This window comes from Sorangium sp. So ce426 (assembly GCF_051475585.1).
Taxonomy (GTDB): Bacteria; Myxococcota_A; Polyangia; order Polyangiales; family Polyangiaceae; genus Sorangium; species Sorangium cellulosum_B.
The window spans coordinates 1,864,458-1,890,029 of the sequence record NZ_CP150341.1; the positions used below are offsets into that span (position 1 = coordinate 1,864,458).

Below are 25,572 nucleotides of genomic sequence, written 5' to 3' on the forward strand. Positions count from 1 at the left end.
GACGCGCCGTCCTGGTTCGCTCCTGATCGTTTCCCGCCAGGCAAAGGTCAGTCGCGGCAGCATGCGACATGGTGCTCGCCCTCCTCGACGGTGCCGGAGGCCATCGACGTGGCGCGCTTCGGCGTACACGCGCCCTCTTCCCGCCGGATCACGTCGACCCGAAAGGCAGCCAGCTCGGCCGTCGCCGCGATGTCGTGGCACAGCGGGACGTCGGTGTCGGACAGCTCCGCGCTGTCGAACGGGCGGGCGCAGCCCGTGTCGCCGTACAGCGTGATCCTCATGTTGCAAGTGCCCCCGCTCGGCGGGCCGCACTCGCACGGCGAACAGGTGCGATGATCCTGCCCCAGCGTGCGGAATTCCCGCCGGATCGGGAACTCGGGCCGGCAGGTCCCGTCGTCCTCGGGCGGGAGGCAGAAGGACCAGCCCGGCGGAGGCGTGTCTCTCTCTTGCCCTGCCTGACACGCCCTCGCGAAGACCCCGTCGATGGGCGGCGGCTCGGGCGTGGGCGACGGCGTACACGGGGCGAAGGTCGGTGGCGGGTAGGTCACCGAGGCCAAAGAACTCTCCGGGATGGGAGGCGCGGGAACGATACACGCTGCGTCGAGCACCTCGTCTGCCTCGAACGAGCTCGGCGGCCCCTCGTCCGGGCACGCCGCCGCGTGCGTCGTTATCCCCGTAGGCAGGGCACAGCGGGCTGGGCCGCACGCGCACGGGCCGCACTCCGGTGGAAACTCCTCGTCCGCCCATCCCTGCCATTGGATCGTGCGACCCTCCGGACAAGGGGCGGCGTCCCCGTGTTTGCCCGACCAGAGCCACATGGGCTGCGGTTCTGTTATCAGGGGATAGAGGAAGGAGTCGCCCAGGTCGAGGCAGGCTGTGAGCGAGAACGCGATCAGCGCAGACGGTAGCCCGTATCGCATCGTGGATCCTCTCCGCTCCGTCTGTCAGTAGGCCGTGTTCCCGGCAGACAGGTAGAACCGGGAGTGGCCGAGCGGCTCCTGCCTTGACATCGACGACCCGACGACCGGTCGTGGCGCAGAGACAGCGCGGCGGCGCTCGTCGGGCCGCTCCGGTGGCGCTCCCTTGGGCAGCTCGGGCGTCGAGGGCGCCTCGGCGGTGCCGGAGGGAACGGGCGCGGGTGGAGCGGCAGACGACGGCGCGGTCGCGACCTGGACGATCTGTGGCCGCGGGTCCACGGGCCGAGGCGCGCGCTGCCACAGGACGAAGATCCAGGCGGTGACCAGCAGGGACAGCAGCGCGAGCGCGCGACCGAGCACGGGGCCGCTGAGGCGTCTCCGCTCGCCCGAGCGCGCACCGAGCGATACGGCGGGCGGCGGCGGGGGCAAGGGATCGAGCTCTGGCACCTCGAGGGCAACGGGCAACCGCGGCGTGGCAGGAGGCCCGTGGGGCGCGCCGACGTCGTTCTGCGGCGTCGTCCCGGCCCTGAGCGTGTCCGGTGGCACCGACGGGAGCGACGGTGGCAGCTCACCGGTCGCTCCCGCCCGTTCGCCGGAGGCGAGCGGCGCCTCGTCGTCGGGATCGAGGTCCATCGCGGTCTCGCGCGGCTGGCGCCGGGAGGCGGACACATCCAGGAAGGGGTTGTCATGGGGGAGCTCGGGCGGTCCCCCCAGCTCTTCCCATTCGCGGGCGAAGCGCGTCAAGAACGCGAGGATGCTCGCGATGCTCGGGTGCCGCCGCTTGGGGTTCTCCGCGAGGGCCTCGCGTATCGTCCACTGGAGCAAGGTCGGGATCGTCGCGGCGTCACGGGCGGCGGCCGCCGTCTCCGGCACGAGAGGGAGAATCCGCTCTTCGACGGAGAACTCGTGCTGGCACACGAGCTCGTAGAGGAGGGTGCCGAATCCATAGACGTCCGCGCGGGAGCCCAGGTGACCCCCGGAGAGGAGCTCCGGCGCCGCGTAGTTCGGCTCGAGGATCACGTCGTCGGCGCCGAGCTCGAAGAGGCGGACGAAGCCGAAATGGGTGATGGCGGTTCGACCTTCGCCCACGACGAAGACACGATCGGGGCCCAGCAGGCCATGGATCGCGGAGAGCGCATGGGCGCGCGCGAGGCAGCCTCCGAGGTCGATGAGCGTCTTGAGCACCGCCGGCCCGAGGTCCGCGCCGCGCATCGCGTCGACGAGCCGGACTGCGCCTTCGTGCACGGGCGACACCGCCCACGCGACGGAGCCGGCGACACCGCCGTAGAGGACGGGCACGATCTCGGAGATCTCGGCCGCCACGCGCTGCAGACGCTCGATCTCCGTGGCGAACAGGTCGGGCTGGATCCGCGCGCCCTCCCGGATGTGCAGGCAGACGAGGTCGCGGGTGTCTCCGGGCCGCCGCGCGAGAAAGGTGTCCACCGCGCCCCGCTCGAGCTCGCGCAGGACCTCATGGCCCTCCCACAGGTCGCCAGCGGCTACCATACGACGCGCACCGAGGCGCCGCCTGCGTGCGCCCGGATCTCGGCGTTGCGCGGAAGGGAGAGGTACACGACCGTCGCGGCGCCGACCGCCGCCCCGGCCATGAGCACATCGAAGCTCCACGTGTGGAGCCGGTTGGCGCGTTCATGGACGTCGATCGCCTGCTCGTAGGCGTCAGCGAGCCCGGTCTGAATCGCGTCCTGCTCGCTGTCCTTGATCTCGCCTCTCAGCCGGGTCGCCTCCTGGCTCGCGTCGCTCGCGGCCACGTGGAGCCCGATCCCGGTGCCGACCAGGCTCGCGGCCACGAAGGCACCGGTTCCGGCGATCCACGGGTTCGGGCCCGCCTGGCCCGCGCTCGGAGGGGGCGGCCTGGGCGCATGGCGTGGTTTGTCGAGCACAGGACCCTTGACGGCTGGGGCGTCGTGCGGTCCGGGCGAAGGGGGGGCCTTCGGCGCCGGCGCCGGCTCCGGCGCCGGTTCCGGCGCAGGGGGTGCTACCTCGTAGATGAGGGGCAGCTTCAACGTTTCTCCCGCCTCGATCCTCACGCGCGCCCGAGCGAACAAGCCTTGGGGGCCCATCGCGGTGATCTCGTGCTCGCCCGGTGGCACATAGACCTTGTGTCTCACGTCCACGTCCTTCCCGGCGACGAGGACGCGCTCCGCGCCGGGCGGCGGGCTCAGATCGAGCTCGCCGACGTGCTGCCGCACCGCGGCGAAGTCCGCGTGGCGCGCCTCGTGCAGCCCGCGCTCCCTGGCATCTTGTGGCGCGGGCATCCGCTCGGTGCACTTGGAGAGCTCCCCGGCGGCCGTCACCCAGCGCTCGAGGCGTCGATCGAGCTGTCCGAGCTGGCACAGGGCCGGGTTGGTGGGCTCGAGCAGGTGGATCTGGCCCCAGATCGCGCGAGCGCTGCCCACGTCGGCCTGAGCCATGGCCTCGTCGGCCGCGCGGAACAGCGCCAGGAGCTCCGGCGAGCGAGGCGGCGGTCCTTCCGCATGGACCGGCGACGAGAGGGAGCACAGCGCCAGCGAGATGAGCGTCGCCGCTCGCAGGGAGCGAGCGGTCAGTCCAGAAGCACCCATGGAACTCCTCGGCCCAGACGAGGGGACCCGACGCCCAGCCGACCCAGGGCAGCGGGGCTTCCCCTTTATACCATCCTGGGGCGGCAGGATACCGACGGGATGGGCGGGCGCACGGCCGAGAGCATTGCGGCGGCCCGTGCGGATTTATCACGGAAAGTGAGGGCGTCCGATGCGGCGCGGCGCCGGGACGCCCACGCGCTCCTGGCGCTCGCGGGAGCATGTAGGCGCACCTCAGCGACTCTATCGGCGTCTGCGCGTGGATGCCGCGCGCTCAGGCCGCCGTTCTGCAAGGGGAAGACAAGTCGTACCCGCACAGAAACACGCTGGACAGCTGCCCCTCGGCGAGTCGGCTACGTCGAGGGATCGTCGACGGAAGGGTCAGCGATGGCGAGCCGAGTTACGTAAGGCGTACCCCGAACGTCAAAGCGGCATACCCAGGCGTGATCTGGGTCGTATGCGACGGCACCTCCGATGGAAATCGGTGGTGCGACTTGCACGCTCGGCAGTGCATCAAGTATAGCCTCTCCTCCCGCAACCCATCGGAAAGACCATCTGCTCAATTCAGACGACTTTTCCGGATGCTCCTGGCACTCGATGATGCGTCCGCGACTATGGCGTGACCAGGCCAACAGTCGCTGCGACACGTAGAGATCGCCGACGTGTGAGAGCCAGGCGTGTAGACCGGACTGCGCCCTCATTCCGTTAGAGAACACCTTGACCGGCTTGATCCAATCGCTGGAGAGTTGGCGCAAGAGAAGCTCGTCGAAGCGCGATAGCAAGAGGCCGCGGTCAGTCTGTCGCGGGAAGTGTCCTGCATGGTATCGGCCAAGATTCGCTAGTAGTGGATGGAGTGCGCCACCAGTCGCAAGAAATCTCGATATCGCGACGGGGGAACGGCGACACCATAACTTCCATAGCGCGGCTGTAAGAGCAATCTCGAGATCTGAGCTCCGAGCCATGGGTGGCTGTTGCTGCAGCGCCTCAGCTACGTCGACATAGTTTGCTCGCGATGGGTCGGGCCCTTGTGGCATCGAAACATTCGTGTCGTGCTCAAGAGCCACCGTGTACACTTGTCGTTGTCGTTCAACTGCGGATGCGCAGATCCTGGAGAAGCTCAGTAGGCCGTGGATCGTGGATGGCAGTGCTACGCAGATCGGTTTGCCATCGGCTCGTGCAATGCATTTGTTTAGCTTTGCAGATGGTTGGACTCCCCAGTATCGAGTCCGTATGAAGCGATGGCGCCTCGGGTCTGCGCTCGACGGACCAAGGAGGAGACAGTCGTCCTCGACCACCACCGGAGACGCAATCTTTCTTAGCTCTGATTGGGCGATTCTGCCGATTGCGACATAAATCGCGCCTTTGTGCGGGTTGATCATCAGCGGAACCCGCATTGTCTGCAGTTGCATTGCGGCGGATAGGGTCTGTCATCGAGGCAGGCAGCAAGGCAAGACTTGCACGGGCTGCTGCCGTGGATATCGCATCCAGGAAATCCAATGATGCACCTCCCGCCGATATCTTCGCAGTCTTCGAACATGTCGTAACAGTCCTTCGATGTGCATCCTGCCATCAGCGCTTCCGACGCCGTGTTGACGTCTTCCTCCCCGTTGTTTTTACGTTCGGTGAGAAAGTCCCCTGCCCCGACTGAGCCTGTGGGTATTCCAGCACCAGCGCCTCCCGTGTTCACGGGTTCGCACTCGTAACTCAAGTCGCACGAAGAACTGAGGACGATCAGGAGTACGCCGCATAGAACAAGAGCGACCAGCCTCATTATCAACCGATGTTGCATCTGTTTCCTCCGATTGTTCCAGACCCGCCGATCCTCCGGCAGGAAAGCGGCATCAAGGGGTTAGGATGCACACCGTGTCCGGTGCGAAGAACCGGCCGCGCATTGTTGAGCTCGAACGCCGTCCAGGCAGCGCGTGTAGCGTGCTCTGCGACGCCGCGCTGTCGGGCGTGGAGCGCGAGGAACTCGATGCTCGGGGTGCCGTTGACGTCCCCCGTACCGCCCTCGCTGTCGCCGCGGCCCGAGCCGCCGGACGGTTCCGACCGGGAGACGGCACTGGAGACGTCGGCGCTTCCACTTCCCCTCCACGCCGCCTCTGCGTTCGTATCCCACGCGATGCCGCTCGTCCCGCCTGCCACGAACACGAACTCGCGGGGCCGGGAGTCTGTGCGGCTCACACCCCGGGTCGTTTATGCAGCGTCGAGCCTGAATCTGCTTTCTGGTAAGTCTCACCTTGGGTGCCGTTCTTTGTTCGTCGGAGACACCTGGTCTCGCAACCACTTCGACGCACGAGAAGGGTACTTTGCTCATTCTTCTTGCGGGAAGAGTGTCTATTTATGCAACCTGGGAGCATCACATTTAGCATACGGATTCTCTTGCTGAGGGACAAGAGGAGAGAGGGGGCCGTTGGGATCTGGGAGTAGCGCGCCATCGAAGATGGAGGCAGCGCCGCTCGGTTCCGAGCGCACGTGACGGCTCGGTCCGAGGGGACGTGGCGGAGCGTTCCGGGCCAGTCTTAACGATGGCCTCGCCATTCAAGCGGAAGTCGGCGCACCGACCCTCCCGTCGTCACGGCATTTGCGGCGTCATCTGTCCTCGCCGCACTGCCCGATTTGACCCGCATCGTGAGGCGGGTGCTCTCCCCCCTGCGGGCCAGATGTCCTCGGTCCTAGGGCAGACGCGCTGGGCCGTGAGGCAGACGAGGCCGGGTGGGGGTCTAGTACCTCGTCCACCCAGGTCCGTTTCTGGTTGCGCGCGTTCGGGTTGTGTGCTGGCCTCGGCCCCCGAGGAGGGGGCTCGTCGAGACCTCTCACAGAACCAGGGCGCGGACCCTAGACGACGAGGTCCTACGCGGCCGCCCCGCCCGACGTGGACGGCAACCGCAGGGTGAAGGTCGAGCCCCTGCCTTCGGCGCTCGTCACCTCGATGCGCCCGCCGTGCGCCTCGGCGATGCGGAGCGCGGCCCACAGGCCGAGGCCGACGCCCGGGGCCACGCCGCTCGACGACGGGGCGCGGAAGTAGCGCTCGAACAGCCGTCGCTGATCGTCGGCCGCGATCCCCACCCCGCGGTCCGATACCGCGATGGAGACCTCGGCGCCTGCCCGCGCGACGGTCACCTGCACGGCGCCGCCCGCGGGCGAGTACTTGATGGCGTTCGCGACCAGGTTGTTGAGCACCTGCTCGATCCGGATCGGGTCGCAGCGCAGCGGGACGGGTTCCTCGGGGAGCGACAGCCCGAGCTCGTGCGCGGTCGCGGTCGGGCGGTAGAGCTCAACGACGTCGCGGGCGAGCTCGCGCGCGTCCCGGGTCTCGCGGCGCAGCTCGAGCTCGCCGCCCTCGAGCCGCGCGATGTCCATGAGGTCCGTGAGCATCCGGTCGCAGCGCGCGGCCTCCTTCCCGATGCGGGCGAGCATCGATCGGAGCCGCTCCTCGTGCGGGAGGGGCCGATCCGGCCGGAGGCCGTCGACGGTGAGCTTCAGCGCGGCGAGCGGGTTGCGCAGGTCGTGCGCGACGCTCGCGAGGATCCCGAGCTGCCTCTTGCGCTGCTCGGCCAGCGCGGCGGCCATCTCGTTGAACGCGACGGCGATCTCGCGCAGCTCGTCGAGCCCGCCCTGCGGCGCGCGGGCGTCGTGCGAGCCGGCCCCGTAGCGGTCGATCGCGGCGCGGATCGAGAGGAGCGGGCGATAGACGCACCTGCGCAGCTGCCAGAGCGCGAGCAGGACGCCGGCCAGCAGCAGCCCGGCGGCCCCGAGGCTCACGATCTCCGAGAGCCTGTGCACCTCGTCGACGCGCTGCCGGGCGATCCGCGCCTCGGCGAGCCGGGTGGCGAGCAGCCGCTCGAGCGCGGCGAACGTACGATCGACCTCCTCGTGGGACGCCCCGGCGTCCGCCTCGGCCTCCCGGTCCTCCTGCGCGCGCGGGTGCGTGGCGAGGTAGTGCTCGATCTCCCGCTCGGCCTCCTCGAAGACGCCGGCGCTCTCCGCGGTGACCGGCGGCTCGCGGGGGTCCTCGAGCCACCGGGAGAGCTCGCGCCGGGCGGCGTCGCGCGCGCCGACGTGCTCGGGGAGGTGGGTCAGCGCGACGCGGGCGCTCTCGCGCTCGTGGGCGAGGAGGTGGACCTCCAGCTGCGTGATGGACCGCACCTCCCGGACGATGTTGAAGAGGCACGTGACCTCGCGGGTCATGTACGTGGCGCTGAGCGTGAACCCGCTCGCCGTCAGCAGCGCGAGGGCGGCGAGCCATGCGGTGCTCGCCGCCGCGAGCGTCTTCAGCTTCATCGTCGTCCCCCGGTTCCGGCCCAGGTCGCGCCGAGAACGAGCGGAAGCGTAGCGCCGCGAGCGCGCGCGGCCCGTCCGCCGGGCAATCCAGAGCTCCCGGAGCCGCCGGAGAGGCGGCCGAGCCCGGGCGCCGCGGGAGCGGCGCGGCTCCCCGTCGAGGCTGCGCAGCGCGCGGCCTCAGGCGTGCGTGGTTTCCAGGCCCTTCGGGCTCGACAGCGCCGCCCGCGCGATGGCCATCTGCCGCTCGAGCTCCGCGGGCGACGCCGGGGTCTCCAGGATCAGCGCCGCGTCGTCAGGGACGTGGGCGGCGATCCGCTGGAACGCGTGCGCCGCGCTCTGGCTCAGGGCGCCGTGGCGGCTCCCCGCGTTCACCTCGCTCACGTGGAGCTGCTTCAGCCGCGTCCTGTGCTCCCGCACGAGGAAATGGGCCTCGGTCATCGTGCGATCGACCTGGTGCGCGTGGCCGATATCGAAGCAGAACGACGCGTCCGGCAGCGCGTCGAAGAAGGGCCCGAGCTCCTCCACGGTGCGGCCTGTCCGCTTTCGCTTATCCATGTTCTCGATGGCGAGGAGGCCGCCGAGCTGCCGGAAGGCGCCGAGATCATGGAGCGTGTCGGGGTGGAGGACGACGAGCCACCCGAGCGCGGCCACCTCCGCCATGGCGTCGGCGACGGCGCGCTCCTCCGCCGCGTCGAAGCGGCTCGGAGCGTGGAACGAGACGTAGCCGTACCGCGACAGGTCGAGCGAGCCGAGGAGCCGGAGCAGCGGCTTGAGCTCCGAGATCCGCAGCGCGGAGAGCTCCACGGCGGTCGCCGAGCTCCCTTCGAGCATCGAGAGCGCTCGCTCGACGTCGCTGAGGGCGAGCGCCCCTGTCGAGTAGCCCACGGGTCGCATCAGAACACCCCATAGGTCTGGAGGAGCATCAGAACACCCCGTAGGTCTGGAGGAGCTTGCGGAGCTCGTCGTCTTCCTTGAAGAAGAGCCGGTCGAGCCCGCCCTGGAACTCACGCGCGATGTCCCGCGCCCGCTTGAAGGTCGGGTCGCTGCCCAGCTGATCGTCCAGCGGCAGCTGCTTCAGCCGGCCGCGCTCCTCTTCGTTCGAGAGGAGCGCGAGGAACGCGTCGTAGCTGTCGAACAGCGTGCGCGCCGTCTCCGCCGAGATCGAGGGCCGGAGCAGCACCTCGGCCAGGCTCTCCAGGGGCGTCACCCGGATGCGCTCTCGCAGGAAGCGCACGAGCGCGGGCATCGAGAGCCGCTCGCCGTCGCCGGTCAACGTCGCCCGATCCTTGCAGAACAGCTCGAAGCCGAAGCAGGTGAGGAGCCCGCTCACGAAGATGAGCTTCCGCGACATCCTGAGCTTCGCGTTGCGGAGCGCCCAGCCCGAGCTGCGCTCCCGCTGCTTGTAGACGAAATCGACGGCGACCGTGCGCCAGTACCGGACGATATCGTTCAGGAGGAACATCGGGAGGATCTCGCGCTTGCTGCCGTAGCGCAGGCCGCGGTCGTCCTCGACGTACCGCGAGAGCACGAGCCTGAGCACCCGCTCGTGGGCGTCCGGCTGGCCGATCGCGAGCGACTCCAGGAGCAGCAGGATGCGCTGGGTCGTGTTCTTGTTCGTGTCCTCCTGTCCGCCGATCTGGTGGAGGATCGGGTGGCTGAAGGCCACGTTGCCGAACACGCCCGTCGGGCCCGGCTCATGGAACTTCGCTTCCCTCAGGATCCTCGTGATGGCCTGGGCCTGGCTGAAATGCCCCTCGTCGGCCTGACCGTCGATGAGCAGCGTCCAGTCGAGATCGCTGCCGGTCGTGTACTCGCCCCGCGCCAGGGAGCCGAAGACAACGACGCTCGTGTCGCAGGGGATCTGCTCGCGGAGCAGCGCAGCGAGCCGCTCCCGGGTCTCCGTCGAGAGCCGCGCGGCCGCCTCGATGCTCGGCCACGATCGCCCCGCCTTCTCGCCGATCCGCTCGATGGCGCTCCGCGGCGCCGCGCCTTCATCTCTCGTCATCGATCGCACCCTCGATCGCGGGAGCCGTTCATCGAGCCCACCGCAGCGCATGGCAGCGCGCCGCGTCGCGCCGCGCGCCTCACGCCCCGCCGTCGCCGGAGAGCGCGAGCCCGAACCACCGGTTCACGAGGTCATGGTGCTCGTCGAGGCGATCGCGGTAGCGGGGGGTGCCCTCGAGCGCGGCTCGCTCGAAATCGATCCAGTACAGGGCGCCCGTCTTCTCGCCGATGAGCACGTTGCCGAGCTTGACGTCGAGCGGCGCGACGCCGCGCGCGTTCATCGCCCGGACGATCTCCTCGATCCGGCCGCGGTAGGTCGCGCCGCCGCCGCTCGCGAACGCCTCGATCTCCCGCCGGTCGCGGTCTGGATCGAACAGCTGCCCGAGCGGCGCGAGGTCGATGTCGAGCACCTTCTCCCCGCGCTCGGCGACCTGATGTTGCAGCGTCCGTCCGCGCACGTAGTCGAGGTAGAGGGTGCGCGTCGCGAGGCTGAGATCGCGAATCCTCGGGACGCTGGGGAGGTCGCGCAGGCGGAAGAGCGCGGCTGCTTCGTTGTAGAAGAAGAGGCCGAGCAGGGCGAAGAGGTGCGCCTGGAGCGGCGCGTTCTGCGGCTGTCCCACGAAGCGCTTGCGGACGCAGACGTAGCCGTTGCGCAGCACGACGTGCAGCCGGTAGCGCAGGCGCGGCATCTTCTGGCTCCGCCGGTTGAAGAAGGCGACGTCGGCCGGGTGGACCGCGAAGGCGAAGCCGTCCTGATCGAGCTCCGCGAGCACCCTGTCCCCCGGGCCGAGCTCGGCGACCGAGGGGATCTCGCTCGGGGTCACGGCGTCGGGCACGGGGAGCGGGTTCTCCGCGAGCCGGCGCGCAAGGAGCGCTCTGACCGTCTCGAGCCGCACGGCGAGCAGCCTCGTCGCGGCGTCCATGCCGGGCACGCGGCGCATGCCTTCGTCAAGGGCGCGCCGAAGCTCAGGGTTCATGCCCGTCTAGTAGCCGCTTCCGTTCGGCAAATCAAAAGGTGAGGTGACGGCGAGGCGAGGTGGTACGCTGATCCATCGATCTGGGGCGCGCGCGTCGGCGAGCGTCGACGCTCGCCGACGCGCGCCAGAGGCCACGACCGCCGGCGTGCCGGGTGGGCGTTTGGCAGCGCGTGTGGTGATGCTGGGTGCGGTTTGCGCTTCAACAGGGGACCCGATTCGGGTAGCAAGCCTTCATGGGGAATTCGACGCTGCGGATCGTCCATGTCGTGAGCAGCCTCAATGGCGGAGGTATGGAGCATTTCGTGCTGCGCCTCGCCGAGGCGCAGCGGCGCCACGGCCACGACGCCTCCATCCTCGCGCTGCGCGGCGGGCCGCTGTCGGAGCTTTCGCGGCAGCGGGCGCTGCCGACCACGGTGCTGGGCGGGCGCCTCCCCACGCGGCTCGCGCACGCGGCCCTCTCCTTCGCGCGCTCCCGCCCGCACGTCGTCCACGCGCACAACCCCACTGCGCTCCATTACGCCACGATCGGCAAGCTCCTTACGCGCGCGCGGCTCGTCTTCACCGATCACGCCCAGACGCGCGGGATCATCCGCGTTCCGTCGCGCTTCGAGTGGCGTGAGACGGACGCTGTCGTCGGCTGCTCGCAGGACACGGCCGACAAGAGCGGCGCGGTCGGCGTGGCCAGCGACATCTCTGTCATCCACAACGGGATCGACATCACCCCGGCCAAGCGGACGCGCGACGAGGTGCGCGCCGAGCTCGGGCTCGGCCCGGACGTGTTCCTCGGCATCATGCCCGCCGCGTTCCACCCGGTGAAGGCGCACGACGTGCTGCTGCGGGCGCTCGCGCGGCTCCGGGAGCGCGGCGTCGCGGTCGCGGTGCTCGTCGTCGGCGACGGCGACGAGCGCGATCGCGTCCATGGGCTCGCGAGAGAGCTCGGGGTCCACGGCGCCGAGGCGCGCTTCCTCGGCTTCCGCAAGGACGTGCCCGATCTGCTCGTCGCCGCCGATTTCTTCACGCTGCCCTCGCGCGACGAGGGGCTGCCGCTCGCCGTCCTCGAGGCCATGGCGCGCAGCCTGCCTGTCGTGGTGACGCCGGTCGGCGGGGTCCCGGAGGTGGTGCGGCACGAGGAGCACGGCCTGATCGTCCCTGTGGACGGGCACGACGCGCTCGCGGACGCGATCGAGCGGCTCGCGAGCGATCCGGCGCTGAGGCGGCGGCTCGGCGAGGCGGGGCACGCGCGGGTGCGCGACGACTTCTCGTTCGAGAAGATGACGCGCAAATACGAGCAACTCTATTTCCGTCTCACGTGACAGGCGAGCGCGCGATGAAGGTCCTCGTCTTCACCCATCATTACCCTTCCACGCGGCTGCCGACGATGGCGCCGTACAGCTATCACACGTACAGGGCGCTCGCGCGCCGCTGCGAGCTCCGGCTCGTGGCCCCGATCCCCTGGTGGACGCGCGCGCGCGGGGCGTCCCGGGAGCTCTTCGGCGGCACGCGCGAGGCGCACACCGGCATCGACGCGCTGTTCCCCACGTACTGGTCGGTCCCGGGGCTGCCGAGCCTGCACGCGCGGGCGCTCCGCGCGTCGCTCGGGCGCACGATGGCGGGGCTGCGGCGCGAGTTTCCGTACGACGCGATCCTGGCCGCGTGGGCCTATCCCGATACGGTCGCCGCGGAGGCGTTCGCGCGGGAGGCGGGGGTGCCGGTCGTCACGACGGTGCTCGGCAGCGACATCAACGAGCAGCCGAGGAACCCCGCGCTGCGGGCGCAGATCGCGCCGGCGCTCCAGCGCTGCGCCCGGGTGGTCGCGGTGAGCGGGGCGCTCGGGGAGCGCCTGGTGGAGCTCGGGGTGCCGCGGGAGCGCGTCGTTGTGCAGCTCAACGCGGTCGACGGCGCGCGGTTCGCGATCCGGGATCGGGCCGAGCCGCGGCGGCGCTTCGGCGTCCCGGCGGACGCGAAGGTGGTGCTGTACGCCGGTTATCACGTGCCCGAGAAGGGCGTGGACGTCCTCGTGGAGGCGATGGCGCACCTCGACCGGGCGGGCCGCCGCGACATTCACCTGATGATGGTGGGCGGTGGTGAGCTGCTCGAGCCGCTGCGCGCGAAGGTGAGCGCGCTCGGCCTGGGCGATCGCGTGCGGCTGTTCGGCTGGGCGCTGCCCGTGGAGATCCCGGACTACATGGCCGCGTGCGACGTGTTCTGCCTGCCGAGCCGCCGCGAGGGCTGCCCGAACGTCGTCCTGGAGGCGCTCGCCTCGGGGCGCCCCGTCGTCGGAACCCGGGTCGGCGGCGTGCCGGAGCTCGTCCGCGAAGGGAACGGGGGCAATGGCCTGCTCGTCCCGCCCGGCGATCCCGGGGCGCTCGGGGCCGCGCTGGCGCGAGCGCTGGATACGGCGTGGGAGCCGGAGGCGCTGCGGGGGAGCGTGGGGGCGCTGTCATGGGACGTCGTGGGGGAGCGCTATCATGCGCTCCTGAAGGAGGTCCTCGGCGAGCAGCGCGGTCGCGGGCCGGGCTGATTCAACGGGGAAATTGAACACAGGGAGGCGGGGAGACAGGGAGTATTTGAAAATTTCCCTCCCCGTCTCCCCGCCTCCCTGTGAATTCCCCGAAGATTTTGAGGGGATGCCTCGGGGATGAACGGTCAGCTCGCGCAGGGCGGCGGCTTCAGGCGGTGATCCCTGTAGTCACCGGGATTGCCCGTCTTCCCCTCGAGCGCGGCGATCGCGATATTGTACATCTCCCGCGCGGTCACGTAGTGGAGCACCCACTCCTTGCCATCGTTGTAACGGGTGGTGAGCTCCCGGTGCAGCTCGTGGCCCCCGGCGCCGAGCAGCGACGCCGCCTGCTCCTCGGGCGCGCCGTGCGTGTAGACCTTGACGAACACCCACTCGGGCCTCCCCTCGATATGGATGTTCTGATCGACCCACGTCTTCACCCGATCCGGCGTCGGCGGGTCGATCGCCTGGAGCGCGCCGTACTCCATCCGCATCCGCACCCGGCTTCCCCGGCGCGTCAGCGCGAGCGCGAGCGGGCCCTCGATCATCAGGATCCGGTCCTCCAGCACCTCGCCGACCTTGGCCCGCGCGCCCACGGCGTGGGCGCTCCGGCGCGCCAGGTTGCCCGTCGGCCAGTAGATCTGGTTCACGATGGAGTGCTGCGACTCGTCGGGGGCCGACGGGAACGTGTAGTCGGCATAGCAGCCCGTCTCGAAGAGGAGCGGGAGCTCCGCGTCGACGCCGCAGTTCCGCGAGTCCCGGCCGGAGTTCGCCAGACACCAGTTGCCGTGGATGAACCCGTAACGCATGCGCCCGTCCGGGTCGCGCGAGAAATGCCCGTGCTTCCCCAGGATGTCCAGGTACCTGAGGATGTCCGCGCGCAGGTTCTCCTCCGTGTCGTTGTGGTGGTGCAGGTGCAGCTCCACCTCGCCGAAGCCGCCGCGCGTGAGGTCCGCCAGCGCGTCGAGCCACCCGGGCGTGTACTGCTCCCCCGGAAAGAAGAAGCTGTGACGCGGGTTCCGGCCGTCCGCGTCGCGGTACGCGCCCGCCATCTCGGGATACCCCTCCGACCACGCCCTCACCCGCGCGTCGGCGACCTCCGGTGTGGGGTTCTCCCACCCCGGCTCCCAGTGATCGCAGACCGCGAAGAGCAGGTGCCGCGGGCCGAGCGGACGCGGAGCACGGGCGTTCTCGATCCTCTGCCGGGCGTAGCCGCCGAGCCAGTTGTGAAGGTTCTTGTTCTTGAGATACTGGATCTTCGCCTGGAGTGTTCCGATCATGAGCTCTCTCGACCGCGACGCGTTGGACCGGCGGCCGCCGCGGCGGAACGGATACTAACCTGGCCCCCCCGAGCGTAGCCATAGCCGCCTCGGGGCCGCGCAGCGATCGAGATTACCTCGCGCGACGCCGCGCGGAGCGCGGCCCACCTGCCTCCCGGACGGCGCGCGTCGTGATCGTGCTCGCCACGTTCGTCCCCCCGCGAGGCGCGCGCGGCCGCCGTCCTCGCCCCGCAAGCAGCGAGCGCACGCGGCCCGGCCCGCCCGCCTGCGGCAAGGGGTGCGCAGAGGCCATGGAAGCGCAAGCACACCCCAGCAGAGCCCGAGCGGCCGTCCCGAACAGCTACCGCGCGGCGAACCCTTACGGCACGCATCGCGTCTTCAAATTTTGCGCCTGACTGTTCCGTGCGCCGCCCTGCTTTGCCGAGCCACGGTCGCTGTGGGGGGGACAAATCGCCCCACCTGTGGCGGTTTGTGCCGCCCAGTCTGTCGGCTGAGCACCTACCCTTGTGTCTGCGGTGAGCATCCCCACGGCAGGCGCCCTGGCACGACGCCTGCTCTCGGGGGTGCGGACCGCAGCCATCACCGACAAGGAGCCAGGCATGATGTCAACCGCGATGACGCTGAGCGAAGAGATGGTCTCCCTCCCGCGGAGGGCCTCCGTCGAGTCAAAAGCTTCGATGACCGAGGCGTGCGAGCTAGCCCGGCGGCTCGTGGACGTGATCGAGCGCCTCAGGATGTGCACTCCGGAGGGCGATCAGGCCCAGGCGCTCCGCATCGCGGAGGGGATGGCACGGAGCGTCGCGGATGTCGTGACCGACGCCATGGGCAGCCGGCGCGCTCACGTCGCCTAAGCCGCGCAAGCACGCCGGCCGGGGCGACGAGGCCCGAGGGGGGCGCCGCGCCCCGGCCGTGGGTCCCGAAATCGAGACCAGCATGAGCTACAAGCGCAAAGGAATGCGCCCCGGGGATCCGTATCCCCTCGGCGCGACATGGGACGGCGCTGGAACGCAGTTCGCCCTCTTCTCGGAGAACGCCGAGGCGGTGGACCTGTGCCTCGTCGACGACGAGGGGAACGAGCAACGCCTGCCGGTCCGTCACCGCACCTCCCTCGTCTGGCACGTCTACGTGCCGGAGGTCGGACCGGGGCAGAAATACGCGTATCGCGTGCACGGCCCGTGGGCGCCGGAGCGGGGGTTGCGCTTCAACCCGCGGGTGCGCCTGCTCGATCCGTACGCGAAGGCGCTCGCCTCGCGGGTCCAGTGGGACGCGGGCGCGTTCGCCCACCGGAGCGGTGAGCCCGACGGCGACCTCGCCATGGCCGAGGGGGAGGCGCTCGGCGCCCCGCTCGGCGTCGTCATCGACCCGTCCTTCGACTGGGGCGGAGACCGGCGCCCGTACGTGCCGTTCCACCGCAGCGTCATCTACGAGGCGCACGTCCGCGGCATGACGATGCAGCACCCGGAGATCCCGGAGGAGCTCCGCGGGACCTACCTTGGCATCGCCCACCCGGCCATCATCGGATACCTGCGGTATCTCGGCATCACGGCCATCGAGCTCCTGCCCGTGCACGCCTTCGTTCACGAGAAATTCCTGCTCGACAAGGGGCTCCGGAACTACTGGGGATACCACTCGATAGGCTTCTTCGCGCCGGACGTCGGGTACCGCACCGGCGCCGAGGTGGCGTCGGAGGTGCGGCAGTTCAAGGAGATGGTGAGGGCGCTCCACGCCGCCGGCATCGAGGTCATCCTCGACGTCGTCTACAACCACACGGCGGAGGGCAACCACCTGGGCCCGACGCTGAGCCTGCGCGGCATCGACAACCCGACCTACTACCGCCTCGTCCCTGGCAACGAGCGCTATTATTTCGACACCACGGGCACGGGGAACACCCTCAACGTGCGTCACCCGCAGACGCTCCAGCTGATCATGGACTCCTTGCGGTACTGGGTCCTCGAGATGCACGTGGACGGGTTCCGCTTCGACCTCGCGGCGGCGCTGGCGCGCGGCCTCCACGACGTCGACCAGCTCTCGAGCTTCTTCACGATCATCCACCAGGACCCGGTGCTCAGCCAGGTGAAGCTCATCGCCGAGCCCTGGGACGTGGGCCCCGGCGGCTACCAGGTGGGCAATTTCCCGGTGCGCTGGGCCGAGTGGAACGGTCGTTATCGGGACACGCTGCGCGACTTCTGGCGCGGCTCGGGCGGCATCGCCTCCGATCTCGGGTTCCGGCTCACGGGGAGCAGCGATCTCTACGAGAACAGCGGGCGAAAGCCGTACACGAGCATCAACTTCGTCACGGCCCACGACGGCTTCACCCTGGCGGATCTCGTCTCGTACAACGAGAAGCACAACGAGGCGAACGGGGAGGGGGGCTGCGACGGCGCCGACGACAACCGCTCGTGGAACTGCGGCGTCGAGGGGCCGACCGACGACCCCGAGATCCTGAAGCTGCGGGCGCGGCAGATGCGGAACATCATGGCGTCGCTCCTGTTCTCGCAGGGGACTCCGATGCTGCTCCACGGGGACGAGCGGGGGCGCACGCAGGAGGGGAACAACAACGGGTACTGCCAGGACAGCCCGCTCACGTGGCAGCCGTGGGGCTGGGACGAGCCGTCGCGGGCGCTCCTGGAGTTCACGCGCAAATGCCTCCGCATCCGGCACGAGCACCCGGCGCTCAGGCGCTCGATCTTCTTCAAGGGGCGCCCGATCCGCGGCGGCAAGACCTACGATATCCAGTGGTATCGCCCGGACGGAGAGCTGATGACCGACGAGGACTGGTCGAACCCGTGCACGCAGTGCCTCGGCGTGTTCCTGTCGGGGGAGGGGCTCGACGACGTGGACGAGGAGGGCGATCGGCTGATCGACGACGACTTCGTCCTGCTGCTCAACGCGTCGCCGTGCGACCTGGGCTTCCTCCTGCCCTTCGCCGATGATCCCAGGCCGTGGCAGCTCCTCGTGGACACCCAGGACGACGCCGCCGTCGAGACGCGGAGAGGCGGCGAAGAGACGGCGCTGACGTCGCGCTCGCTCAAGCTCTTCCTCCGCAACCGCCGCTGCTGAGAGCGGGGCGCTCAGAACGCGTTGAAGGCGCCGAGGAAGAGCGGGGGGCCGGCGAACGCGGCGTCGAGGAGGGCGGCCGCCTTGGCGCTGCCCACCACGAAGCCCTGGCTCAGGAGAGCGCGCGCCGAGGAGGCGCCGAAATAGATCTGCGTGAGCCGCTCGATGGAGAGCGAGAGGCGATCGCCCGCGGTGCTGCCGGGCGCCGTCTGGACGCCGCGCGCCGCGAAGGTGACGTCGAAGGCGCGCGGCGCGTCCGTGAACACCGGGTCCTCGACGTCGACGCCGATGGCGCCCCGGATGCCGTGCTTCCGCGGCGACGGGTGAAGCGCGAGCGCGGCGGCGACGTCGACGATGCGCCCCATCGCGCCCGCCGCCGTCAGGCCGAGGACGCTGCGGCGCTGCGCTGTGTGCGCGGGCGGGCACAGGCCGGGGTGCCGGGCCGCCGTCTCGTACACGATCGGCTCGTCGCGGATGCCGGGCTCGTCGAGCAGCGGCGCGCCCTGGCCGCGCGGGAGCGCCAGCTCCACGACCTCGTACTGATCGCCGAGCGCGCCGAGGAAGCCGATGAGCCCGCGGTAAGCGCCCGGCGTCGGCGCGTGGAGCTCGCGGACGAGCAGCTGCTGGGCGCCGTAGGCGCCGCCCTCCGGGACGTCGAAGAACAGGTAGCCGGCGATCGCCTTGGAGCCCGGATCCACGTAGACGGCGCCGCTCGGAGAGCGCTTGAAGACGCGCACGTCCCACCAGTAGTCGCTCCGCTTCAGCTGCCCCGTCGTCTCGGCCCGCGCGACGTCGTAGGCCTGCTTGATGAGCGGCTCGTCCCGCGGGCGGGAGAAGGCCCGCACGTGGCGGCGCAGCACCGAGTCCGGGAGCCGATCGGGGGAGGTGCGCACGACGTCCCGGAGCTCGCAGACGCCGAAGCCGAACCGCCGGTAGAACGAGAGCCGGAAAGGGTGGAGCAGCGTGAGCGCCTCGCCCCGGCGGCGCATGCGGCGGAGGCTCTCGCGGACGAGCCGATCCGCGATGCCGCGGCGGCGGAACTCCGGCAGCACCGCCACGGACGAGAGGCCCTGGAACGGCACGTCCGCGCCCGCGAAGCTCATCGTCAGGTCGAGCGAGGCGACGTACCCGACGAGCTGGCCGTCGGTCTCCGCGACGATCACGTTGTCGAGCGCGAGGTGCGCGTGCTCGGTGAAATACCGCAGCCACGCCTCTGGATCACCCGCCTGGAACGCGCGGTAGGCGACCGTCGCGAGGGTGCCCTCCTCGCCCTTGCGGGCGCTGCGAAACACGAGCTCATGGTTGGAACGGCTCGGGGTGCGGGTGCGCGCCATGCCGGTCAATCTACCCTGGGAAGCGCGCTCCCTGGGCCCGGCGGCCCGGCGGCGGCCCGGCGAAGCGCTTCGGACATCTCCTCGGCCGATCCGAAGCGGCCGGAGGGCTCACGGGCAAGCGCCTTGACGAACCACGCGTCGAGGGCGGGCGTGATCTCGGCGCAACGCTGGCTCGGCGGCGAGAAGGTGCCGAGCCGGATGGCGCCGAGGAGGGCCTCGATCCCCTTCTGCTCGAACGGCGGCGCGCCGGTGAGCGCGTGGTACGCCATGATGCCCACGGACCAGAGATCCGAGCGGCCGTCGACCAGCTTCGGGTTGAAGAACTGCTCCGGGCTCATATAAACGAGGCTGCCGACCACCGCGCCCGTGTTCGTCAGCGTGGTCCCATCCGGGTCGACATCCCCCCTGGCCACCCCGAAATCGAGCAGCTTGACGCAGATGCCTCCGCCGGTGTCGGCGAGGAAGACGTGCTCTGGCGTGATGTCCCGGTGAATGACGCCGAGCTTGTGGGCCGCGGTGAGCCCCGTGCAGAGCTGCGAGACGAGCGCGAGCGTCTCCTCCAGGGGGAGGCGCCCGGCGCGCGCGAGCCGGTCGGACAGCTCCTCGCCCCGCAGCAGCTCCATCACGATGTACGAGAGGCCGTTGGCGGCGACGCCGTGCTCGTACACCTCGGCGACGTGAGGGCTCTTGATCCTCGCCATGAGCGCGCCTTCGCGGTGGAACCGGGCGACCGCGGTCGCGTCGGTCGCGAGCGACGCAGAGATGAACTTGACGGCGACCTCCTTGCCCAGCCCGAGGTGATGCGCCGTCCAGATGCTGCCGACGCCTCCCATCCGGAGGAGGGTGTCGAGCGTCAGGTGCGGCGCTACGTGGGATCCAGGCTCAAGCCGCATAGCAGTCAGTATGAATGATGCTCGCACCGGTGCACGTCTCTCTGGTCTCCGTCCACCGGGTCACCGGGCGGGCCACCGGGCGGGCGGCCGGCTCAATACAGGCCATCGGGTGGTCGCCCATCGGACATGAACTTCTTGGCCACGGCCGCGATCCGGCGCGCGGAGAGCTCCGGCCGGACGGGGACGACGTGGGTGAGCAGCGCCGCGAGGTACGCGCCGTCGGGCCGAGGATCGGACGACTCGAGCCGCTCCAGCGCCTCGAGCGTCTTCACGGCGTGCGCCGTGAAGATGGGCCTCACCGCGGCGTCGAACGCGGCGAAGGGGGCGAGCTCGGCGAACGCGCGCCGGCGACCCGCGGCGTCGAGCTCCCGCGCGATCGCGAGCGCCGCGCCGACGTCGCGCGCCTCCACCGCCTGGAGCAGCCCGCCGCCTCGCGCGCGGGTAGTCGTAGCCGTCGTCGCAGCGGACGCGTGCGGCGCGGCGGCGTCCGCCTTGCGGAGCTTGCCGACGAAGCCGGCCGCGAGCACCGCGAGCTGCGCGGCCTCGCGCGGGAGGGCCTCGCGCCCGAGCGCCGCCGCCGCCTCCGCGAAGGTGACGGCGTGGGTGACGTCGAGCACCCCGACCTCGGCGTCGAGGCGCGCTTCCCAGGCCGAGTCGAAGCGCGCGAGGCGGACGGCGGCGGCGTGGCCGATCGCGCCGAGCAGCGCGAGCGGCCCGGCGCCGCGCGCGAGCCAGCGCACGGTCGCCTCGACCGCCGGCTGCTCTCCCGCGAGCACCTCGGCCTCGAAGGCGGCGCGCTCCGCGCCCTCGAGCGGCGCGGCGTCCGGGCGCGTGGCCGCCGCGGCGCTGTCGGGGCCGGGCAGGGGCAGATCGGCGAGGCGCGCGAGCGCGGCGCGCGTGGCGGCGAAGGGGGGCAGGCTTGTGTCGGCGGTCGCCCAGGCGAGCTGCACCGTCGAGGCGGCGAGGACCTCGTCGGCGGCGGACGAGAACCGCTCGGCCAGCTCGAGCGCCTTCGCGAGGAAGATGGCGCCGTGCCCGTAGTCGTACAGGTGCTGCGAGACGAAGGGCATGAGCGCGCGGCGCGCGCCGGCCGTGCCGCGGATCTCGACGAGCTCGCGCATCCGCGCCTCGGCCTCGTCGCGGCGCTCCGCCGCGAGCGCCTCGCTCACCTTCGCCGGCTCGTCGAGCTCGAAGTCGGCGATGCGCGCGAGGGGCGAGCGGGCCCCCACCCTGCCGGGGCCCTTGCCGCGGGGGCCCAGCCGGGCCGACGCCTCGCCGATCGCGTGGGCGGCGACAACGAACGCCTCCTCGGCGGGGATCCTGCCGCGCTCGACCCAGGCGCAGAGATCCGCGAGCAGGGCGAGGCCGTGGTCGAAGCCGTACTCGGCGCGCTCGGCCCCGTCCCTGGCGAGCACCTCGAACGCGAGGTGCAGGCTGCCGAGGCCGGTCTCCCCCCGGTGGAGCCCGAGCGCGCCCAGCCGGAGGCCCTCGCGCAGGGCGCGCGCCGGCTCGTCGCGCAGGATCGCCTCGCGCAGGCCGGCGACGAGCCGCCGCACCTCGGCCGCTGTGTCGACGGCCCGGTTGAGCTGCACGCGCCCGCCGTCGATGCGGGTGGCGTAGCGCCGCACGGGCTCGCCGCCGAACGTGCAGGCGCCCGAGGCGAGCTCGAACTTCCAGTTGTGCCACGCGCAGGTCAGCACGCCGCCGCGCAGCGCGCCCTGCGAGAGCGGGTAACCCTGGTGCGGGCAGCGATCGTCGAGCGCGTGGACCTCGCCGCCCCGGAGGACGCAGGCGAAGCGCCGCCCCGCGTCGTCCTTGCGCAGCACGGGCACCTCCGCCGGAAATTCGGAGAGGGGGCCCAGATCGATCCAGTCCGATTTCATGGCTTCTCCGCGCGGCGGCGCGCGCCGCGGCGGGTACGCGGCGCGCGTCGTGAGAGCGACGCGCATCGTAGCCGAGAGCGGGGCGGGGAGGGGCCGCGAACACGGGGCCGCCGCGAAAAGTTCCCTGTCCGGGACCGCGCCGCTCGCTCACCCCTTCACGCAGAGGACCTGCCGCAGCTCGGCGACGACCTCCACGAGATCGCGCTGGTCTTCCATGACGCGCTCGATCGGCTTGTAGGCGGAGGGGATCTCGTCGAGGACACCGCCATCCTTGCGGCACTCGACCCCGGCCGTCTGCGCGGCCAGGTCGTCGACCGTGAAGCGCCGCTTCGCCTCGCCGCGGCTCATCTTGCGCCCCGCGCCATGCGAGGCGCTCTCGAACGCCTCGGGGTTGCCGAGGCCGCGCACGATGTACGAGCGCGTGCCCATCGAGCCGGGGATGATGCCGAGCTCGCCCTTGCCCGCCCGGATCGCGCCCTTGCGCGTCACCAGCACGTCTTCGCCGAAATGACACTCTTCTGCCACGTAGTTGTGATGGCAGGTGATGGCTTCCTGGATCGCGAGCTCGGGGAAGTGCCGGCGCAGCACGCCCTCGGCGAGGTGGAACATGGCCTCGCGGTTCGTCCGCGCGTACCGCTGCGCCCAGAAGAGGTCGTGCCGGTAGGCCTTCATCTCCGGGGTGCCGGCGAGGAACACCGCGAGATCGCGATCGGGCAGGTCGCGGTTGTGGGCGAGCTTCTTCGCCGTGGCGATGTGGATCTCGGCGAGCTCCTTGCCGATGTTGCGAGAGCCGGAGTGGAGCATCAGCCACACGCCGTCGTCCGTGTCGAGGCAGAGCTCGATGAAGTGGTTGCCGCCCCCCAGCGTGCCGAGCTGACAGCGCGCCCGCGTGAACAGCCCCTGGACCTTCGGGCTCAGGCCCGCGAACTCGTCCCAGAGCGCGAGGCGCTCGAACCCCGCCGGCGGGGCGTCGTGGGCCGCGAACCCGACGGGGATCGCGCGCTCGAGGTCGCCGCGGATCCGCCGGAGGTCGTCGGGCAGATCGGCCGCGGTGAGGTTCGTGCGGAGCGCGCCCATCCCGCAGCCGATGTCGACGCCGACGGCGGCCGGCGCGACAGCGTCCCGCATCGCGATGACCGAGCCGACGGTCGCGCCCTTGCCGAAGTGGACGTCGGGCATGGCGGCGACGTGGTGGAACACCCAGGGCAGGGCGCTGATGTTCCGCAGCTGCTCCAGCGCGATCTCCTCGACCTCGTCCGGCCGGGTCCACAGCTTGATGTCCACGTTCTTGCCCTTGATCTGCGCGGGTCCCATGCGGGCAGAGTAGCGCGCGGCGGACGCAGGCGAACAGCGAGGGGCGCATGCGGGCGAATCGCGAGGCGCGCGTGCGAGCGATCGCGAGGGGCGCGGCTACCCCGTTCGGCCTTGCGGGGCCTCTGGGTTCTTGATACGCGTCGAAATCGCTGCTTCCGGGGTCCTTGTTCATGCCGTCTGCTCGCGCGCTCTCCATCGCAACCCTGGCGGCCTTCGCCGCTCTGTCGTGTGGGGCCACGAGCGGTTGTGATGGCTGCAAGCCGAGCGAGGACCCTGCGGCCGGGAAGCCCGCCGCGGCGGCTTCCGCGACGGCCAGCGCCGCGGAAGGTGCGGCACGTCGACGACGCGTCCTGCCCGCCGGCGACGACCGCTTCGCGGCCCAGATCGCGGCGAACCTACCCCGGGTGCCCGATCCAGCGATCCAGGCCCCGGAGGGCGGGGGCGCGGGCGCCGAGCTCGACAATGGCGCCTTCCGCGATCGCGCCATCGCCTTCGTCCGCCAGGTGATGGCGGGCGGCGACAGGGTGACGTGCGATCTCGCCCTCTCGTCCAAACGCCCCTTCCGCGCTGTCGTGATGGGCTTTCAGGAGGGGAGGCAGATCGCCCGCGGGGAGGCGTCGGACGCGGGGCTCTGCGTCGCGCTGAAGGACGCCGCGCGCAGGGCCGTGGCCGCGGCGGGCGGCGCGGCGGCGATGACGAGCGCGCTCGCGGGCGCGCGGCTGGTCGTGGAGCTCCCGGATCATCACGCGTCGATGGTGGAGAGCGTCGAGCGCCCGGGGAAGGGCGTCGAGCTCGTCGAGGGGCTCGTGCCGGTGCGCGTCCTCGACAAGCCGCTCCTCGCGCGGCGCATCGAGGATGGCAAAGGCTATCTCCTGCGCGTCATCGATCCGCGGCACAAGGGGGTTCACAAGTACTACCACGCCCCCGCGGACCGGTTCGAGCGCGAGCTGCACACGATCTACACCGCGTCCACGGCGCTGACGCTGCTGAAGCTGCACGCCCACAAGCCCGACGAGCGCCTGCTGCGGCTGGCGACGGAGGCCGCCGGCTTCATGATGGGCATGCAGAGCCGCGAGGCGCGCGATCGCACGGCCGGCGGCTTCTTCTATGCGTTCGACCTGGAGCGCGAGCGGCCCGAGCGCCGGCTGGTCGTCGGCACGGCGTCGAAGTCGATCTTCACGCTCCTCGAGCTCCACGGCGTCACGAAGGACAAGAGGTACCTCGAGTCCGCCGTGCTCGCGGCCGAGTGGCTGATCTCGATGCAGCGGCCGGACGGCAGCGTGCGATCGGCCCTGACCGGGCAGGAGGGCGGGGCGTGGAAGGTCCAGGGCAAGGACTCGACGCTCTACACGGGGCAGGTCCTCTCGGCCCTGTCGCGCACCTACCGGGCCACGAACAACAAGAAGTACCTCGACGCCGCGGCCCGGACCGCGGACCACCTGCTCGCCAGGATCGCGGAGAAGGGGTGTTTCCTCGGCGACGATTACAGGAAGCCCAACCCGATCTCGAGCTCGTGGGCGGTCCAGTCGCTGCTCGACTTCGCGAAGGCCGGCGGCGACCAGCGCGTCGAGCAGACCGTCTTCCGCTGCGCCGACGACCTCGTGAAGCGGCAGTGGCGCAGGCCCGAGGACGCCTACCGCTACGGACGCTGGCAGCGCTCGCTGTCGAGCAGCGGGAGCGGCTGGCTCGCCGAGGTGATGTCGGAGGTGTACCACCATTGCCGGAAGAAGGGCATGGAGGGCTGCGATCGGTACAAGGACGCGGTGGTCGCCGCGATCCGGTTGCTCTTGCAGTACACGTACGGTCCGGACAGCTCGTTCGTGGTGAAGAACCCGCAGGCGGCCGCCGGCGGGGTGTTCTGGAGCGTCAGGGACCGTTATGTGCGCACCGACTCGGTGTGCCACGCGATGAATGCGTACCTCAACATGATCGACGAGCTCGGCGACGGCCCGCTGCTCACGCTGCCCGAGCGGCCCCTCGCCGAGCGGATGGCGCTCGCGGCGGAGGCGCCGGGCGCGGCGGACGCGGGGCTCCCCGAGGACGAGGGCGAGGAGGCCGCCGCGGGGCAGCCCGGGCCGAAGGGCGAGGACGCGGACGACTGAAACGCATTGACGTTGTTCCAGGAGAACTCCCCATGGCTCAGGTGAAGATCTACGGAATCAAGGAGAAGCTCAATCCGGTGAAGGAGGCCCTGTCGAGGGTGATCCACGCCTGCGTCATGGAGGCGCTGCTGATGCCGCAGGACAAGCGGGCGCATCGCTTCTTCCCGATGGAGCGCGAGGACATGCTGGCGCCGGGCGGGCGCACCGACGCCTACACGATCATCGAGATCTCGATGATGACCGGGCGCAGCGTGGAGACGAAGAAGAAGCTCGTGCGGCTCCTGTTCGACAAGATCCGGGACGAGGTCGGGATCGACCACCAGGACATCGAGATCTGTATCTCGGAGTCGCCCGCCCACGACTGGGGGTTTCGCGGGATGCACGGCGACGAGGTCAAGCTGAACTACAAGGTCAATCTCTAGCGTCCGGGCGCCGGCGCGGCTCCGGC

The 25,572-nt window shown here is 70.6% G+C and carries 18 protein-coding genes; 6 read left to right on the forward strand and 12 right to left on the reverse strand.

Annotated features, from left to right (window positions below; genetic code table 11):
• Nucleotides 1–47: 47 nt before the first annotated feature.
• The 7 genes from WMF44_RS07025 to WMF44_RS07055 form a co-directional block, all read right to left on the reverse strand.
• Entirely contained in the window at nt 48–281 is a 234-nt protein-coding gene (locus WMF44_RS07025) for a hypothetical protein (RefSeq protein ID WP_437298350.1), read from the reverse strand.
• Nucleotides 282–944: 663 nt separating this feature from the next.
• Nucleotides 945–2,423 (reverse strand): protein kinase domain-containing protein, encoded by a 1,479-nt coding sequence (locus tag WMF44_RS07030; RefSeq protein ID WP_437298351.1) that lies wholly within the window; start codon nt 2,421–2,423, stop codon nt 945–947.
• A complete protein-coding gene (locus tag WMF44_RS07035; RefSeq protein ID WP_437298352.1) occupies nt 2,417–3,499 on the reverse strand; it encodes a hypothetical protein in 1,083 nt (360 codons plus the stop codon). The genes WMF44_RS07030 and WMF44_RS07035 overlap by 7 nt, the downstream gene beginning before the upstream one ends.
• A gap of 2,850 nt (nt 3,500–6,349) precedes the next feature.
• Nucleotides 6,350–7,780, reverse strand: coding sequence for an ATP-binding protein (locus WMF44_RS07040; protein ID WP_437298353.1), 1,431 nt, complete (start codon nt 7,778–7,780; stop codon nt 6,350–6,352).
• Nucleotides 7,781–7,957: 177 nt separating this feature from the next.
• Nucleotides 7,958–8,674 (reverse strand): TIM barrel protein, encoded by a 717-nt coding sequence (locus tag WMF44_RS07045; protein ID WP_437298354.1) that lies wholly within the window; start codon nt 8,672–8,674, stop codon nt 7,958–7,960.
• 28 nt (nt 8,675–8,702) lie between these two features.
• The gene (locus tag WMF44_RS07050; RefSeq protein WP_437298355.1) at nt 8,703–9,785 is read right to left on the reverse strand and encodes a nucleotidyltransferase domain-containing protein; all 1,083 of its coding nucleotides are present in this window, start codon (nt 9,783–9,785) and stop codon (nt 8,703–8,705) included.
• A gap of 79 nt (nt 9,786–9,864) precedes the next feature.
• On the reverse strand, nt 9,865–10,761 hold the full coding sequence (locus WMF44_RS07055) for a hypothetical protein (protein ID WP_437298356.1): 897 nt from the start codon (nt 10,759–10,761) through the stop codon (nt 9,865–9,867).
• 233 nt (nt 10,762–10,994) lie between these two features.
• Between WMF44_RS07055 and WMF44_RS07060 the strand changes: the two genes are divergently transcribed.
• Both WMF44_RS07060 and WMF44_RS07065 read left to right on the forward strand, forming a co-directional pair.
• The gene (locus WMF44_RS07060; protein ID WP_437298357.1) at nt 10,995–12,074 is read left to right on the forward strand and encodes a glycosyltransferase family 4 protein; all 1,080 of its coding nucleotides are present in this window, start codon (nt 10,995–10,997) and stop codon (nt 12,072–12,074) included.
• A 14-nt stretch (nt 12,075–12,088) separates the two neighbouring features.
• Complete coding sequence (locus WMF44_RS07065) at nt 12,089–13,282, forward strand: glycosyltransferase family 4 protein (RefSeq protein WP_437298358.1); 1,194 nt, start codon at nt 12,089–12,091, stop codon at nt 13,280–13,282.
• Between the two features lie 125 nt (nt 13,283–13,407).
• On the opposite strand, the gene WMF44_RS07070 is transcribed toward WMF44_RS07065, so the two are convergent.
• Complete coding sequence (locus tag WMF44_RS07070) at nt 13,408–14,541, reverse strand: hypothetical protein (protein WP_437298359.1); 1,134 nt, start codon at nt 14,539–14,541, stop codon at nt 13,408–13,410.
• A gap of 599 nt (nt 14,542–15,140) precedes the next feature.
• Here WMF44_RS07070 and WMF44_RS07075 point away from each other — a divergent pair.
• Together WMF44_RS07075 and glgX are read left to right on the forward strand one after the other, a co-directional pair.
• A complete protein-coding gene (locus tag WMF44_RS07075; RefSeq protein WP_437298360.1) occupies nt 15,141–15,392 on the forward strand; it encodes a hypothetical protein in 252 nt (83 codons plus the stop codon).
• 82 nt (nt 15,393–15,474) lie between these two features.
• Nucleotides 15,475–17,601, forward strand: a complete 2,127-nt coding sequence (glgX, locus tag WMF44_RS07080; protein WP_437298361.1) for a glycogen debranching protein GlgX — start codon at nt 15,475–15,477, stop codon at nt 17,599–17,601.
• An 11-nt stretch (nt 17,602–17,612) separates the two neighbouring features.
• Here glgX and WMF44_RS07085 read toward each other — a convergent pair whose 3' ends face one another.
• The 4 genes from WMF44_RS07085 to WMF44_RS07100 form a co-directional block, all read right to left on the reverse strand.
• Nucleotides 17,613–18,932 carry a GNAT family N-acetyltransferase gene (locus WMF44_RS07085; RefSeq protein WP_437298362.1) on the reverse strand — a complete coding sequence of 440 codons (1,320 nt, stop codon included), beginning with the start codon at nt 18,930–18,932 and terminating at the stop codon, nt 17,613–17,615.
• A 5-nt stretch (nt 18,933–18,937) separates the two neighbouring features.
• A complete protein-coding gene (locus tag WMF44_RS07090) occupies nt 18,938–19,825 on the reverse strand; it encodes a serine/threonine-protein kinase (RefSeq protein WP_437298363.1) in 888 nt (295 codons plus the stop codon).
• Between the two features lie 92 nt (nt 19,826–19,917).
• Nucleotides 19,918–21,708: a Rieske 2Fe-2S domain-containing protein gene (locus tag WMF44_RS07095; protein ID WP_437298364.1), complete on the reverse strand. Its 1,791-nt coding sequence runs from the start codon at nt 21,706–21,708 to the stop codon at nt 19,918–19,920.
• Between the two features lie 147 nt (nt 21,709–21,855).
• Nucleotides 21,856–23,022, reverse strand: coding sequence for an RtcB family protein (locus tag WMF44_RS07100; protein ID WP_437298365.1), 1,167 nt, complete (start codon nt 23,020–23,022; stop codon nt 21,856–21,858).
• A 170-nt stretch (nt 23,023–23,192) separates the two neighbouring features.
• Here WMF44_RS07100 and WMF44_RS07105 point away from each other — a divergent pair, with 170 nt between their 5' ends.
• Together WMF44_RS07105 and WMF44_RS07110 are read left to right on the forward strand one after the other, a co-directional pair.
• Nucleotides 23,193–25,124 (forward strand): D-glucuronyl C5-epimerase family protein, encoded by a 1,932-nt coding sequence (locus tag WMF44_RS07105; protein WP_437298366.1) that lies wholly within the window; start codon nt 23,193–23,195, stop codon nt 25,122–25,124.
• A 32-nt stretch (nt 25,125–25,156) separates the two neighbouring features.
• Nucleotides 25,157–25,546 carry a tautomerase family protein gene (locus WMF44_RS07110; protein ID WP_437298367.1) on the forward strand — a complete coding sequence of 130 codons (390 nt, stop codon included), beginning with the start codon at nt 25,157–25,159 and terminating at the stop codon, nt 25,544–25,546.
• The last annotated feature ends 26 nt before the right edge of the window (nt 25,547–25,572 follow it).

Coding starts and splice junctions, on each gene's coding strand:
- WMF44_RS07025 (WP_437298350.1), bottom strand. CDS start 281: ATGAGGATCACGCTGTACGGCGACACGGGCTGCGCCCGCCCGTTCGAC.
- WMF44_RS07030 (WP_437298351.1), bottom strand. CDS start 2,423: ATGGTAGCCGCTGGCGACCTGTGGGAGGGCCATGAGGTCCTGCGCGAG.
- WMF44_RS07035 (WP_437298352.1), bottom strand. CDS start 3,499: ATGGGTGCTTCTGGACTGACCGCTCGCTCCCTGCGAGCGGCGACGCTC.
- WMF44_RS07040 (WP_437298353.1), bottom strand. CDS start 7,780: ATGAAGCTGAAGACGCTCGCGGCGGCGAGCACCGCATGGCTCGCCGCC.
- WMF44_RS07045 (WP_437298354.1), bottom strand. CDS start 8,674: ATGCGACCCGTGGGCTACTCGACAGGGGCGCTCGCCCTCAGCGACGTC.
- WMF44_RS07050 (WP_437298355.1), bottom strand. CDS start 9,785: ATGACGAGAGATGAAGGCGCGGCGCCGCGGAGCGCCATCGAGCGGATC.
- WMF44_RS07055 (WP_437298356.1), bottom strand. CDS start 10,761: ATGAACCCTGAGCTTCGGCGCGCCCTTGACGAAGGCATGCGCCGCGTG.
- WMF44_RS07060 (WP_437298357.1), top strand. CDS start 10,995: ATGGGGAATTCGACGCTGCGGATCGTCCATGTCGTGAGCAGCCTCAAT.
- WMF44_RS07065 (WP_437298358.1), top strand. CDS start 12,089: ATGAAGGTCCTCGTCTTCACCCATCATTACCCTTCCACGCGGCTGCCG.
- WMF44_RS07070 (WP_437298359.1), bottom strand. CDS start 14,541: ATGATCGGAACACTCCAGGCGAAGATCCAGTATCTCAAGAACAAGAAC.
- WMF44_RS07075 (WP_437298360.1), top strand. CDS start 15,141: ATGATGTCAACCGCGATGACGCTGAGCGAAGAGATGGTCTCCCTCCCG.
- glgX (WP_437298361.1), top strand. CDS start 15,475: ATGAGCTACAAGCGCAAAGGAATGCGCCCCGGGGATCCGTATCCCCTC.
- WMF44_RS07085 (WP_437298362.1), bottom strand. CDS start 18,932: ATGGCGCGCACCCGCACCCCGAGCCGTTCCAACCATGAGCTCGTGTTT.
- WMF44_RS07090 (WP_437298363.1), bottom strand. CDS start 19,825: ATGCGGCTTGAGCCTGGATCCCACGTAGCGCCGCACCTGACGCTCGAC.
- WMF44_RS07095 (WP_437298364.1), bottom strand. CDS start 21,708: ATGAAATCGGACTGGATCGATCTGGGCCCCCTCTCCGAATTTCCGGCG.
- WMF44_RS07100 (WP_437298365.1), bottom strand. CDS start 23,022: ATGGGACCCGCGCAGATCAAGGGCAAGAACGTGGACATCAAGCTGTGG.
- WMF44_RS07105 (WP_437298366.1), top strand. CDS start 23,193: ATGCCGTCTGCTCGCGCGCTCTCCATCGCAACCCTGGCGGCCTTCGCC.
- WMF44_RS07110 (WP_437298367.1), top strand. CDS start 25,157: ATGGCTCAGGTGAAGATCTACGGAATCAAGGAGAAGCTCAATCCGGTG.